The following is a 13,986-nucleotide window of genomic DNA, read 5'->3' as shown; positions in this document are numbered from 1 at the left end:
TAATTGGCATTGACAGTTATTTATCATCTAATTTTACACTTTGTTATAACAAAAACGTACAAATTAAGTTATACAGCAAAGTGTTAAACATACATATATAACATGTTCAATAAAAAGTACACGGTTTTAGGTGAGACAATAGCAAAAGGTAAAGGCGCCCAGTTAAATCTAGATATCGCCAAACTACACACAAGAACAAAGATCGAGGTTCCTGTAATAGTACAGCGCGGAAAAAAAGACGGTCCTACCTTATTGATCACAGGTGGTATTCACGGTAATGAGATCAATGGCGTTGAAATCGTAAGGCAAATAGTTTCCAAAAAATTTAACCGACCAGATTGTGGCATGGTCATATGTATACCGGTAGTCAACATCTTCGGGTTTTTAAACCAAACAAGGCAATTTCCAGATGGTAGGGATCTGAACAGGGTATTTCCCGGCAGCCTAAGAGGGTCTTTAGCCAGTAGGTTTGCTTACCATTTGGTAAAAGATATAGCACCTGTTATAGACTATTGTATAGACTACCATACGGGTGGTGATAGCCGTTTTAACGCACCTCAGATTAGAATAGATAGAGATGATGTAGATGGCCTTGCATTGGCAAAAGTATTTGGAGCTGGATTTATAGTGAAGTCCGCCGGAAGGGAAAAATCCTTTCGTGAGACACTGCATCAATTAGACAAAAAAGTGTTGTTGTATGAAGGTGGTAAATCGCTTCAAATAGACAGTGAAATAACGGATACGGGCGTTGTAGGTGCCTTACGGTTGATGCATCACTTGGGACTTCGAAATTTTGAAAAAGAATTGGCAGCATATGCACTTAAAGAATCCATACCAAAATTGGTGCATGCCTCTAAATGGATCAGAGCAAAACATTCTGGCATGTTTCACCCAAGTATAAAGGTGGGCGAATCAGTGCAAAAAGGAGATGAAATAGGAAGCATATCCGGACCGTTCGGTTACTTTGAGAAAAAAATAAAAGCGAAAGAAACAGGCTATATTATTTGTATAAACGAGTCTCCAATAGTGAACCAAGGTGATGCCATTTTTCACATTGCGCATGATGTAGAATAAATTAAGAAACCCTAACCACATCACCCAAAAAGTTAAAGATCACCTGCAACTAAAAACAGTTATTAAACTGATACTAGGATCATTATGTAACCAGCAAAAAAGTGTATTATTTTATTTTTAGGCGCATCTAAAACTTAATTCAACACCACTTTTCTTTTGTTCAATATATTGCTAAAGCGCATTTCGCAAGATGACAAAGCTCCAAAAAATGTAATAACTGCTCATTTAGCCATTACTTCTCCTATCCTCAACACTTTACACCAAAAAATGCCCCCAATATTTGGAAGTAAATAACATAATTTAAAGTTAAAGATCTCATGAAGTTGAAATACACCAATACATTGATTACATTAGTGTTACGGGTATTTCAAAATCATAATTTGCATGACCGAGATAGAAAAAACATTACAAAATAAAAGTGTCAGACCTACCGCCATGCGCATACTTATCTATAAGTATATGGCCAGCAAAAATACCGCTGTTGCTTTGACAGATATTGAGAATGCTTTTGACAAAGCGGAGCGTACCACACTCTACCGTACTTTAAAAACTTTTGAAGAAAAAGGACTGGTACATCAAATTGATGATGGCACTAATATCTCAAAATTTGCGCTATGCGAACCCGGCTGCAATTGTGAAATTGATCAAGATCTTCACCTACATTTTCATTGTGGCAATTGTGACAAAACCGTTTGTTTGACCGAACATAAAATTCCCCATATAAATCTGCCGCAAGGATACGTAGCCGAAGATGCCAATTTGGTCATTAAGGGCGTATGCGATTCTTGCAGCCAACACTAAATGCACTTCTGTTGCACTGATGTTTTGCCCACCTTTGTGGTGTTATGAAAAAGAACCCAATAAAAGAGACTGCAACTAAAGCCCCTCAAAGTTCATGCGGACATTGTTGCGGTAACGAACATACAACGGAAAGAACTGGCAAAGTTTCAAATTTCAACCTATACCTACCTGCCATCATCAGTTTTTTGATGTTGCTTATTGGTATTGCCATTGACTATTTCAACATATTGCCATTTTTCAACAACTATATACGCCTAGGGTGGTACATTATAGCATACATACCCGTTGGTTTCCCCGTCATTAAAGAAGGTTGGAAAAGCATTAAAAACGGAAACTTTTTTACCGAATTCTTTTTAATGGGAATTGCAACTATTGGTGCGTTTGCCATAGGCGAATATCCTGAAGGTGTTGCGGTAATGGTCTTTTACGCCGTTGGCGAACTCTTTCAAGGTGCCGCTGTAAAACGTGCAAAAGGCAATATTAAAGCTTTACTTGATCTACGACCGGATCACGCCTTGGTTTTCCGTGATCATAGCTATATTTCAGTAGCACCGGAGCTAGTGGAAATTGGAGAAAAAATACAAGTTAGAGCCGGAGAAAAAGTACCATTGGACGGACAGTTAATTTCTGATAAAGGAACATTCAATACTGCGGCACTTACCGGTGAAAGCAAACCAATGTCCCTAAAAAAGGGAGCTCCTATTTATGCAGGAAGCATCAACACATCTGGCGTTGTCGAAATTACCACTACCAAAACATACAAAGACAGCTCTATTGCCCGCATTTTGGACATGGTACAAAATGCAACGGAAAGAAAATCAAAGACAGAACTGTTCATTAGAAAATTTGCAAAAGTTTACACCCCCATAGTCACATACCTTGCCATTGCACTGACCTTTCTACCCTACTTTTTTGTAGAAAACTATGTGTTTCAAGATTGGCTGTACAGAGCTTTGATATTCCTTGTAATCTCTTGCCCATGTGCTTTGGTAATTTCTATTCCCCTAGGGTATTTTGGCGGCTTGGGCGCAGCTTCCAGAAACGGAATTCTATTTAAGGGAGCTTCATTTCTAGACACCATGACCAAAGTGAACACGGTAGCTTTGGACAAAACAGGCACATTGACCAAAGGGGTTTTCAAAATAAAGGATCTTGTTAAAGATCAGATCTTTACCGAAAGCGAATTCATGAACTACTTGATCGCCATAGAATCTCAATCTACACATCCTATTGCGAAGGCTATTTTAGAATATGAATTAAATACACAACCCTATAAAGCAACAGAAGTAACCGAAATTGCAGGCAAGGGTTTAAAAGGCATGGTCAATACCAAAACTGTGCTTGTGGGCAACAAGGCCCTTATGAACGACCACCACATTAGCATACCAAAAGAAACGGAAACTGTTGTTGAATCTATAGTTATGATGGCAATAGACGGAAAATTTGCCGGATACGTAACTATAGCCGATGAAATAAAAGAGGATGCCTTACTGGCTATTGCGAATATGCGTAAGGCGGGTATTCAAAAAATTATCATGTTATCCGGTGATAAAGATTCCATAACCCAAAAAGTAGCACAAGAACTAGGGTTTGATTGGGCAAAGGGCGGACTGCTACCCGAAGATAAATTGGCGGAAGTAGAGAAATTAAAAAATGAAGCAGGGACCAAAGTGGCATTTGTGGGTGACGGAATCAATGATGCTCCTGTACTGGCCATTAGTGACGTAGGTATAGCCATGGGCGGATTAGGAAGTGATGTTGCCATTGAAACTGCAGATGTTATTATACAGAACGATCAGCCTACAAAAATTGCCACAGCAATTAAAATAGGAAAATCTACCCGCAAAATCGTATGGCAGAATATTGCCTTGGCCTTTGGGATAAAAATTATTGTTCTTGCTATGGGTGCAGGTGGCATGGCTACCATGTGGGAAGCCGTTTTTGCAGATGTTGGTGTTGCCCTACTAGCTATTTTAAACGCAGTGCGTTTGCAAAAGATGCAATGGAATTAATGGCTAGTTCTAACTTAATGAAAATATTGAGCAATCCTGGGAACAGTAGCCAGTATATTTAACATCAGTAACAATCCGTTTTCAACTGATCGCTTTGCTCAAAGGCTTCGAATGTAATTTGTTGGTTTCCTTCAAGAATTTTTTCAATTACATCAAGTACATCATGCTGCATTGCCAAAGATCCACAGAGCATTATGGTACCTTTTTCATTTATGGTCTGCAAGACCAATTCCCTTTGCTCTAGAACGGCATCTTGTATGTATTGTCTTTGTCCTTCTCTAGAATATGTAGGAAACAGGTTGAAATTCTTTAAGCCTGACCGACTTTTTTGCAATATATCATCATAAAGCGATTGTGAAGCCCTTGTACGCCCTCCCCAGAACAGTGTGGTATTCTGAGCTTTATTTTCAGAGATCATTCCTAAGAACGGAGCTATTCCGGTACCATTTGAGATGAAAATTGAATTTTTAGCATTTTTAGGTAAATGAAAATGCGGATTCACATCTATAGCAGCTTTAAAAAATTGACCCGTTTCTAACCCATATAGAAAATTAGAGCCTCTGCCCAGCTCATGTTTTTTAATACTTAATAAAATATCACCATCTACCCTAGCGATGGAATACTGACGAACCATCTCATCATTATTAGGGAATATTGCCAGTAAATCCCCAGATGTAAAATTAATTTTAGATACTGGTCGTAATCGCAATAAAAAAGTATCGTCTACATTTAAATCCGTTCGCTCCACCACCTCAAAGTCCACTTTTTTATATTTCTTCTTATGGATCAACGGTCTCTCTACCGGAATGGTAAAACCAACTTTATTGGAAAATTGAATCAACCAAAGTTCAAAAGATTCAAAATCTGCCTGATTAATTTTAAACAGCGGCAATTGTCTTTCAAATTTATTATCTGCATTGATCTGCTCATCTACCTCTATGGCATATTTACAGTAATCAGGATAATCCAAAGACCCAAATCCCACTACAGAATATGCTATAGCATTTGGCTGCGTTACCGTTGAAAAGATCGCAGGGAATTTGCGGGCATTGGTAGGCGGCTCACCTTCACCATAGGTAGATGTAAACACAATGATATTTTTAGCTTTCGCATAGGCGCTATACTTGTTAAGCTCCGTTAAATAGACCTTCTTCCCTACTTGTGTTAATCCGTTATAAAATCGCTGTGCAAAATCGAACGCCGTACCACTTTCAGAACCTACTAAAATTACATACTCGCATTCATCCTTATCGGGCATTTGCGAAACTCCTTTAGCTTTCTTTCTCCGTTTTAAAGTCATCACGAAACCTGAGTACATAAAAAACAAAATAGACGCACTCGCCAATAACAGGATAACGGACCATATTACATTACCCTCACCGGTATGCAATACCAAACTTAATCTTGATGCTAAGGTCACAAACGGATAATCTCCTTTACTAACAATCTCGCCTGTTTGCTGATGTACCTCAACTTCCTTATCCTGTAAAGCAATGAGATAGTATTCTTCCGGATCATCTGAAAAAGGAAATTCTACCTGGCGTATTTCTGCCAATGTGGTTTCTTTAAAAAAGGGAATATCTGCAATGTTTTCGTATTTCTGAGCTGAATTGCTTACCGGTACCTCAACCTGATCAACCGTTGTTTTCGGCAATAAATTAAATTTTTCCGCAGATAAATACACCCCAGTAAAAGCAAGAATTATGATGGGTATAAAAAACCAACGGCTCAACACCACATGGTATCTTAATTCAAAGTAATCTTTCTGGACTTTTGTAAATAATTTTAAAAATCCGCCTTGGCGCTTAGCTAATAAAACCAATCCGGTAACAGCAATAATCAATAATAGTAATGAAATTAGACCAACAAAGAACCTACCTATACTCTTTAAAAAAAGGGAACGGTGTACATTGGTAGCAAATGTATACACATAAGGCCGCTCTTCTACTTCACCAAGCTGTTCTCCAGTAAATGGATCTATATACACATCCAAGGTTTCCATCTCCATGGTCAATACGGAAACTTTTACAAAGCCAGATGACTCCACTTCTAAACCCAACACCTCATCATATGAATCTTTAATAGCAGTAATGGTCGTTGCCAGCGGAACTTGATCTAAATCCGCCACGGCATAACCTTTGGTTTGGTGCGAAATAGGCTCTACGGCAAGTATAATACCCGTAACAGAAGCCACCATCAAAAATAGAGATGAAATTAAGGCAAGCGTAAGATGACTATACCGCCAAATAGAAATGGTCATAAGTAGGAATGTAGTTTTATAACAGTATATAATTTAAAAAATTCCAGAATGGCGGTTTAGCGCCAATCTGGAAATGTGATTGTAAAAAAAGCAAAAAAATAAATGAACGCAGTCAACATGTTTTTATGAGCAAATAACATTATTGTACTTGACTGCGCCCAAAATATGATTCATCTTTTATAAGGTCATTTATTGCGGCAGCATACGTACATACCTAATAAAACCTTTGCCCTCAACTTTTGTCTTTAAATTTTCGGTCGTTAAAGGAAATTGAATATCATCTGCATAATATCCTTGATCTTCTACAGAAGTTTCAAAACGAAGGTTGTAACCCTTGTCAATTTTATCATTAGGTATCTGTAACACGTTCAAGGCGCGCTCTCCACCGCTAATAGTTTCTCCAGAAATGGCATCTATATTTGGACGGTGTTTGCCATAAAATTTCCACCATTCGGTTATTTCACTATACCACTCACTATCTTTGCCCTGCACATATAAAGTTTCTACATACTCATTATCGGCATCCACGATAGACACTATTAAGTACGCACCCTCACCTGTATAATTGGTCAGTTGAATAAGGCATTTTACGGCAGTTTTGTCCACTACGGTAAAGGCGGATAATAATGATCCTACCAAAACTACGGCCGGTATAAATTTTAAAAATCTTTTCATTTTAATACTATTGGTTCTTTATTTCATTGATAAGCTAAGCGACACCTAACTTATTGCTTTAAAAAGTTTAACGATGTATTGCCTTTTTGCAACATTTCATTTTCACTAGCCAGGTCATAAACCGTTTCTTCAAAATCTGTTTTGCTATTGGCATCCGCACCTTTGGCGATCAAGAACTTTAGCAGTTTATCGTTTTCCGCTTTCATGGCCGCAACGTGCAAAGCAGTCATACCCTCATCGTTTTTAGCATTTACATCGATATTGAAATCTGCTATCTTTTTCATGAGTTGCAAATCGTTCTTTTTGGCCGCAACGTGATATAAGGTATTACCCTCACCTTGTACGGTATTGAATTTTAACCCTTTTGCTTTCAACATAGCCAGTTTAGCATCAAAAGCCTTCGCATTTCTTTTACTGTAAGAATCCGTAAGAAAATAAGCCGCAGTATTACCGGTAGCATCTTTAGCATTGATATCCGCACCTTTTTCAATTAAAAATGCAACAACATCAGCTTTGTTATCATGAGCGGCAAGCATTAAAGCTGTTTCACCATCGTTATTGGCCGTATTGATATCTTTAACATCCTTGGCCAATAATTGAACAACGGCCAAATCATTTCTAGCGGCAGCATTCAAGAAAGGAGTGTTTCCTTCCTCATCCGCTTGGTTTACATCTGCACCAGCTTTTAAGAACAGATCAAAAATAGCAGCATCTTTATTACCAAAAGCTAAACGGTGCAATGGGGTACTACCATTTTTTTCAACAATATTAGGTTCCAATCCTAGACCTTTTAAATATGTATAGACCGGTAGACCATTACTGAATCCGCGACCACCTTGAGATGCGAACATAAAGGCATTACCACCATTACTGTTCAATGTTTTGTAATCTACTCCTTTGCTTATCAATAATTTCAAGAAATCTATATTCCCCTTTTTAGTAGCGTAGTTAAAAATGCCGTTGCCGTCATCATCCTTACTATCAAGAGCCAAACCCTTGTTTAAAAAGAAATTCAGCTCCTCTTCAGATTTCAATGATGGTGCCGCCAATAATAGCACATTGGCACCATGCTCATTTTTCTCATTTTTAAGGTTCACCCCTTTTGCTTCAAAAGCCTCATATATTTTAGGATTTGTTAGTCCCGCATTGGCTCCAAAGGCAAGTGGTGTATACCTGTGACTATCCAATGCAGTTACAGAAGCACCGTTATCCAATAGATACTGAACCAATTCGGCATCACCGGCATACGTTGCCCAGTGTAAATAAATACGGCTATCATGGGTTTTCTTATCCACTTCATTACCCTCTAAGGACAATAAATATTTAACCACCTCAGTATCTGCCTTGCTGGTTATGGCCAGTGTAGTAGCATCAAAAGAATTGCTGTCCTTTGCTACTGGATCGTTACCCTCTGCTATTTTTTGCTTTACAGTGGCAACACTTGGGCTACTCTTCCAAAATGTACGATCTAAAAGTTCATTCTTTTGCTGGGCAATACCCGTAAAGCTTATGAACAAAAATGCGGTCAGTGCTAATTGTTTTATGGTTTTCATGTCCTTATTGTTTAACGAATGATTCTATTACTTCTTCTATTTCATCTTTTTGATCATATTCATCATCAAAAAGGTATTTGTACAAAACTTTATTATCTACTTTTTCCTCTAAAGTAAGGTCTTTGTTCCTACCATAAACATCATCCCATTTTGTACGTACCAAAGCCCATTTATCCGCATTGGATTTCCACCATGCTGCGGCAGCGGCACATCTACTATCATCGACCTTTACATAAGTATTATACCCTTTTTCCTGAGCTAATATGACATCTTCTTTGCCTGCCTCACGAATAACCTTTGTATTATCTTGATCGTGCAACCAACCGTAATCCGTAACCTCATGACGATTTCCACGAACAGTCAAATTATAGTCGCTTCTTGTAGTATACTCACGTCTTGGTAACGGGGCATCTGATGTATTTTCCCAAAAGCTTTTACCATCTACATGTACCCATGTAGATGAGCCTTCATACCTAGGGCTATCATCTACTTGATATACTTTTTGGGTCCATTGCCCTTTTACCTTATCTGATGGTAATTTTTTAAATGTCCATGTATTATCGGCATTATAAGAATATAGGTCTGTATTTTGATACAGCCAATCTTGCCTCCAATGTTTTACAATATGCGGGTCTGCAGGGTTACCAACCTGCAACAGGTGCTGAATGGATATTTTATCATCTTCATCCGTCACCAGTTCTGCCCACTCTAAGCCCTTATCCACTTTTGTTTTAGAAGGCTTATACAAAGAATCCGTACTATGGTTAAATGTTTCGGCAAAGTTGAAAGTTACTTCAAAACAACCGCACATACTTTTTATAGCTTCACGGTCATCGTTCTTTTTCGCCTTTTGGGCAATTGTACTAGCAGATACTACTAATGCCATTATGGTAGGTAATACTGTTTTCATTTTACAGGTGTATTATTTTTTGATGTTCGTTGACAAAAATAACTATTTTAATTTATTCTAAATAAGAATTGTTTATATATTTGCATCCTTATCAAGAATAAGTCTAAATTAATATAATGCGATTTCGACTAGCGACCTTACTACTACTTATAGGTACACATATTATAGTAGCGCAAAGCCAAGTGCCCAGCGTTACAGATTCTATTTTATCACAAGAATTAGATGAAGTCATAGTGACCGCCACAAGAACTGCCCGTCAATTGTCATCGCTACCCCTACCCGTTACCTTGGTAGGCAAAAAACAGATTATAAAATCCGGTACCGTTCGCCTTAATGAAATACTGAACGAGCAAACAGGTATTATAACGGTTACCGATGAAAGTGGATTTCAAGGGGTACAAATACAAGGCATTGCATCGGACTATATTCTTATCCTTATAGATGGAGTTCCATTGGTAGGGCGCAGTGCCGGAAATTTCGATTTAAGCAGACTTACCGTAGGTAATATTAAACAGATTGAAGTTGTTAAAGGTCCGTCAAGCAGTTTATATGGATCTGAGGCATTGGGCGGTGTGATCAATATCATCACCGAAAAACCGGAAAAGCAGAATTTTAGCGGAAATGCATCATACCGTATCGGTAGCTTTTCTCAACAAGATATGAATCTAGACCTTAAGCAGGGTTTTAAAAAATTTCGGTATGGATTTTTCGCCAATCGTTTCTCATCCAACGGATATGACCTAAATGAAGATGCGGAGGGCCAAACCGTTAACCCGTATACCAATTACACCCTAAACGGTAGGTTGTATTATGATATTAACGATAAACTTTCTCTCTTTACCTCTGGACGATTCTACGATCAGGTTCAAGATGCCGGATTTACCTTAGATAGCATTCAATATGAGGGTGATACCAAAGAACGTGAATGGAACGCACATGCCAGACTGGACCACAAATGGACCCCGGCGCTCAACATGGCTTATGAACTGTACTATACCAATTACGTTGCTACCGAATTATTGGCAGACCCTATTTCTACTGATGTTTTGAGCGATAGTGATTTCGATCAAAAATTATTGAGGCCAGAGGTACGTGGCAGCTATACCTTTAATGTTGAAAACGAAAATAGAACCGGGTTCCAATACGGGACTTTAACCGCAGGAGCGGGATTACAGTTAGATGAGCTGGACAGGACGTATTTTGAAGAAAAAGTGAATTTCACTTCTCAATACCTTTATGCCCAGTATGATTTTGACCCTTTGGAAAAACTGAATGTTATTGCCGGAGCGCGCTTTGACAATCACTCTGAATACAACAACCAATTTAGTCCCAAGTTGGCATTACGCTACCAATTAAATCCAAATCTGGCTATTAAGGGATCTGTGGGTTATGGTTTTAAAGCGCCCGATTTTAGACAGTTATATTTTGACTTCACCAATTCCGCAGTGGGCTATACCGTACTTGGTTATAATGTAGCCTTGGATAAATTACAAGAATTAGAAGAACAAGACCAAATCTTAGATGTGGTGGTCACAGAAGATGAATTGAGCCAACCGTTGGAAGCAGAAAGTTCTATTGGCTATAACCTAGGCCTAACTCTAAAACATGGTGTTGGCAATACAGAAGTCAATTTCTTTAGAAACGATTTTAAAAACCTAATAGATACCAGAATCATTGCCCGCAAGACCAATGGACAAAACGTGTTCAGTTATATGAATTTTGATGAAATATACACTACGGGCTTTGAAATCAACTCCGCCTACAAACTCACGGACAATTTAAATATAAGTGCCGGATACCAATTACTTTATGCCTTTGATAAACAGAGAAGACAAGACGTAAAAAACGATCAAGTATTTGTACGCGATGCCAATACCGGACAATCTGTTGCCCTGGCCACCTCTGATTATTTTGGCTTGGTCAACCGTTCTAGGCACAATGCCAATTTTAAATTCTACTATGACATACCCTCTGCCAATACCCATGTAAACTTGCGTGTACTCTACCGTAGTAAGTATGCACAATATGACACCAATGGCAACGGACTCATAGATAATTTCGATACCAGTTTTATAGATGGTTTTGTTACCCTAAATGCCGCGGTAAGCAAAATATTCTATACAGATTTTACACTTCAGGTTGGCGCAAACAACCTATTGGATTATACGGATAACAATATCCCGACAATGCCGGGCATACAAGCATTCATTAAATTAAATTATCAATTCTAACCCACCTGGCAACAGGTTTTAATTACAATTACCATGACAAAGAACATTTTAGCAGTAGCATTTTTAGCAATGGCATTCACCTCTTGTAGCAGCGATGATGACAGCACACCAACGGATCCGGTACAGACGGAAACTGTTAGCAATTTATATGCACCACAAACCGGAGGCCAAGGAGAACCTGTTGGCGGTGAGTTCACCAAATTTGATTTTGAGACCGGTGCCATTACTACCAGTGATACTGCATGGGACATTGCTTTTAGAGGCACCACGATCGCCGTTAATGGCGGTACCTTGACCGGCACTGAAGATGAACCGGAAAGAAACGGTAATGTTGGCGTAGCCGAAGTAACCGGCACCTTGGCAAGTGTAACCACAGCAGAAGGACTTACTTTTGATCAAGATGCAGATGCTTCTTTTGCCATAGCAACAGGTAGTGATAATGGTTGGTACAACTACGCAGGAGACCCAACACATTTAATTACACCTATACCGGGTAAAGTATTTGTATTTAGAACTACCGAAGGTAATTTTGCCAAAGTAGAGTTTATAAGTTATTATGAAGATGCGCCATCTGAACCAAATGCTTTTGAAGATGCTACACCGTACTATACCTTTAATTATGTATACAACCCTAACGAAGGCGATACTTCTTTAGAGTAAGTTTACTGTCCGGATTCCAAGAAAATTATAGAAGGGCGGGATTTCTAAGAAACGATATTATATTAAATAGTCTAGAACTCTTTATCCCTCCTATTGTCTCTACAGATGTATTAGCCAAAGCAAATTTTTTAGACCGTTAGATTGGAATGTGTTTAAACCTAAGCGATGATATCCATACTCAGTACCTAGTCAAACCATGTAATCACACATTTATTTAAGCTAATGGATTATTCTAAATATCTTATCTTCAACTATAGAACCAAACATACGAGCCGAACCGTTGTAAGAAAGCTCTAAAAATTATTGCACCGAATGGAATTTGACCGAACTGGAATAATATTATATACTCTTGAATACAAAAAATGTGTGGATTTTTATGAAAATATTTTAGGTCTCAAGAAAATGTTTGAGGGCGAAAATTTAACTTGTTTTGAATTTGGACACGCATATTTGATGGTGGAATTAGACGATTAATATAATGGACAAAAAACCGGAATGGAAAGAACAAAAACTTGTTTGAGAATGAATGTTCCCAACGTGAAAATGTTTGCAGAAAAATTGACCAGGAAAAATATAAAAGTGGATTACCAAGAACATTCTTGGGGAACAATAGCCAAATTTTACGACCCTGACGGAAACTTATGCGCATTTAAGGACAGCAAAAAATTTGAAGAGCAAATTTCTGATATTAAAAGAATGGACCAATCAAAGCTTAACCGTTAAAATCAATAGTTCTAAAAATATAATTCATCTGATTGAAATGAAAGGCAAAACCATAGTAACCACATTTCTATCAATCCTAATCGGACTCTATATAGCCTTCCATTTCACGCTCTTTTCAGGAATGAATCCAATCCTAGATAAAATTTCCTTAGCTATTATTATTGCCATATTCATAAGGAATCTAGCTCTTATATTTAGAAAGAAAAACAAAAAAATTAAATTAATTCAATTATCCATATTGATTTTGGCTATAGTATTCGGTCTTTATAAAGCTAAAGATTCTTTTGATTCACTTACTGGAGAAAATTCAAGGATTTATTATCAATCAGATACGGAATTACAGAATTAAAAAAATATAACTCAGGACTGTAAAACGAACGTTACAGAATTGAAAAGGGTTGTGAAAGAATTAAAAAAGGAGTTAGAACTTTTTCCGGAAAGAGGTCTAGGGTAAAAAAAGAACTGATGAAAAAAATCATTTATTATGTAGCCACTTCACTTGATGGTTTCATTGCAGGAAAAAATGACGACATAAGCCTTTTTGCTTCAGGTGGAAAAGGTGTTGAAAAATACCTAGCCGATCTTCAAGATTTTAAAACTGTGATAATGGGTCGTAGAACCTATGAATTTGGCTATCAATATGGACTTCAACCGGGTAAACCTGCTTACCCACATATGGAACATTTCATTTTTTCAAATGCATTAAAAATTGACAATTTAGCCGAAACAGTTCATATTGAGAAAATGTCAATTGACAGAATAAAAGAAATCAAACAAACAGCTTCAACTGATATTTACCTATGCGGTGGCGGAGAATTTGCAGGATGGCTATTGGACAATGGACTCATTGATCAAATGAAGATAAAATTAAATCCAATAATTCTAGGCAACGGAATTCCGCTTTTTGGAAACTCCACAACTAGAGCAAAATGGAATTTGATCAAAACGGAATCATTTGAAGAAGGACTAAAAATTTTGACTTATGAAATAGAATCGTAGCGTAAAATTAAAGTGGTTTTTTTCAATAAAAAAAACTATTAGATACTCATTAACAAATAGTTAAATTAATATGTTAGCGCTATTTTAA

Annotated in this window: 11 protein-coding genes; 7 read left to right on the top strand and 4 right to left on the bottom strand. The window is 37.7% G+C overall.

The features are described from left to right. Nucleotides 1-102 precede the first annotated feature (102 nt). From VBZ51_RS14390 to VBZ51_RS14380, 3 genes are all read left to right on the top strand, one after another. A complete protein-coding gene (locus VBZ51_RS14390; RefSeq protein ID WP_416577380.1) occupies nt 103-1,074 on the top strand; it encodes a succinylglutamate desuccinylase/aspartoacylase family protein in 972 nt (323 codons plus the stop codon). A gap of 384 nt (nt 1,075-1,458) precedes the next feature. Beyond that, nucleotides 1,459-1,875 carry a Fur family transcriptional regulator gene (locus tag VBZ51_RS14385; RefSeq protein ID WP_071341937.1) on the top strand — a complete coding sequence of 139 codons (417 nt, stop codon included), beginning with the start codon at nt 1,459-1,461 and terminating at the stop codon, nt 1,873-1,875. A 44-nt stretch (nt 1,876-1,919) separates the two neighbouring features. Beyond that, entirely contained in the window at nt 1,920-3,887 is a 1,968-nt protein-coding gene (locus VBZ51_RS14380) for a heavy metal translocating P-type ATPase (RefSeq protein ID WP_416577379.1), read from the top strand. A gap of 64 nt (nt 3,888-3,951) precedes the next feature. Here the strand turns inward: VBZ51_RS14380 and VBZ51_RS14375 are convergent, their stop codons facing one another. The 4 genes from VBZ51_RS14375 to VBZ51_RS14360 all read right to left on the bottom strand — a co-directional run bounded on the left by VBZ51_RS14375 (nt 3,952) and on the right by VBZ51_RS14360 (nt 9,285). Next, nucleotides 3,952-6,147, bottom strand: a complete 2,196-nt coding sequence (locus tag VBZ51_RS14375) for a PepSY domain-containing protein (protein ID WP_416577378.1) — start codon at nt 6,145-6,147, stop codon at nt 3,952-3,954. 189 nt (nt 6,148-6,336) lie between these two features. Continuing rightward, on the bottom strand, nt 6,337-6,822 hold the full coding sequence (locus tag VBZ51_RS14370) for a DUF2271 domain-containing protein (protein ID WP_139254403.1): 486 nt from the start codon (nt 6,820-6,822) through the stop codon (nt 6,337-6,339). Nucleotides 6,823-6,872: 50 nt separating this feature from the next. Further along, entirely contained in the window at nt 6,873-8,375 is a 1,503-nt protein-coding gene (locus VBZ51_RS14365; RefSeq protein WP_416577377.1) for an ankyrin repeat domain-containing protein, read from the bottom strand. Between the two features lie 4 nt (nt 8,376-8,379). After that, the gene (locus tag VBZ51_RS14360; protein ID WP_416577376.1) at nt 8,380-9,285 is read right to left on the bottom strand and encodes a DUF6607 family protein; all 906 of its coding nucleotides are present in this window, start codon (nt 9,283-9,285) and stop codon (nt 8,380-8,382) included. Nucleotides 9,286-9,401: 116 nt separating this feature from the next. On the opposite strand from VBZ51_RS14360, the gene VBZ51_RS14355 reads away from it, so the two are divergent. From VBZ51_RS14355 to VBZ51_RS14340, 4 genes are all read left to right on the top strand, one after another. Next, nucleotides 9,402-11,516 (top strand): TonB-dependent receptor plug domain-containing protein, encoded by a 2,115-nt coding sequence (locus VBZ51_RS14355; protein ID WP_416577375.1) that lies wholly within the window; start codon nt 9,402-9,404, stop codon nt 11,514-11,516. A 33-nt stretch (nt 11,517-11,549) separates the two neighbouring features. Beyond that, nucleotides 11,550-12,176, top strand: a complete 627-nt coding sequence (locus VBZ51_RS14350; protein ID WP_416577374.1) for an HmuY family protein — start codon at nt 11,550-11,552, stop codon at nt 12,174-12,176. Between the two features lie 495 nt (nt 12,177-12,671). Beyond that, the gene (locus VBZ51_RS14345; RefSeq protein ID WP_416577373.1) at nt 12,672-12,899 is read left to right on the top strand and encodes a hypothetical protein; all 228 of its coding nucleotides are present in this window, start codon (nt 12,672-12,674) and stop codon (nt 12,897-12,899) included. Between the two features lie 465 nt (nt 12,900-13,364). Beyond that, nucleotides 13,365-13,898, top strand: coding sequence for a dihydrofolate reductase family protein (locus tag VBZ51_RS14340; protein ID WP_416577372.1), 534 nt, complete (start codon nt 13,365-13,367; stop codon nt 13,896-13,898). Nucleotides 13,899-13,986 lie beyond the last annotated feature (88 nt).

The sequence above is a fragment of the Maribacter sp. HS genome (assembly GCF_048059195.1).
Taxonomy (GTDB): Bacteria; Bacteroidota; Bacteroidia; order Flavobacteriales; family Flavobacteriaceae; genus Maribacter; species Maribacter dokdonensis.
Note: the sequence above shows the minus strand (reverse complement) of the source record. Positions and strands in the feature narration are given on the sequence as shown.

Coding starts and splice junctions, on each gene's coding strand:
- VBZ51_RS14385 (WP_071341937.1), top strand. CDS start 1,459: ATGACCGAGATAGAAAAAACATTACAAAATAAAAGTGTCAGACCTACC.
- VBZ51_RS14345 (WP_416577373.1), top strand. CDS start 12,672: ATGGAAAGAACAAAAACTTGTTTGAGAATGAATGTTCCCAACGTGAAA.
- VBZ51_RS14365 (WP_416577377.1), bottom strand. CDS start 8,375: ATGAAAACCATAAAACAATTAGCACTGACCGCATTTTTGTTCATAAGC.
- VBZ51_RS14375 (WP_416577378.1), bottom strand. CDS start 6,147: ATGACCATTTCTATTTGGCGGTATAGTCATCTTACGCTTGCCTTAATT.
- VBZ51_RS14340 (WP_416577372.1), top strand. CDS start 13,365: ATGAAAAAAATCATTTATTATGTAGCCACTTCACTTGATGGTTTCATT.
- VBZ51_RS14350 (WP_416577374.1), top strand. CDS start 11,550: ATGACAAAGAACATTTTAGCAGTAGCATTTTTAGCAATGGCATTCACC.
- VBZ51_RS14370 (WP_139254403.1), bottom strand. CDS start 6,822: ATGAAAAGATTTTTAAAATTTATACCGGCCGTAGTTTTGGTAGGATCA.
- VBZ51_RS14380 (WP_416577379.1), top strand. CDS start 1,920: ATGAAAAAGAACCCAATAAAAGAGACTGCAACTAAAGCCCCTCAAAGT.
- VBZ51_RS14360 (WP_416577376.1), bottom strand. CDS start 9,285: ATGAAAACAGTATTACCTACCATAATGGCATTAGTAGTATCTGCTAGT.
- VBZ51_RS14390 (WP_416577380.1), top strand. CDS start 103: ATGTTCAATAAAAAGTACACGGTTTTAGGTGAGACAATAGCAAAAGGT.
- VBZ51_RS14355 (WP_416577375.1), top strand. CDS start 9,402: ATGCGATTTCGACTAGCGACCTTACTACTACTTATAGGTACACATATT.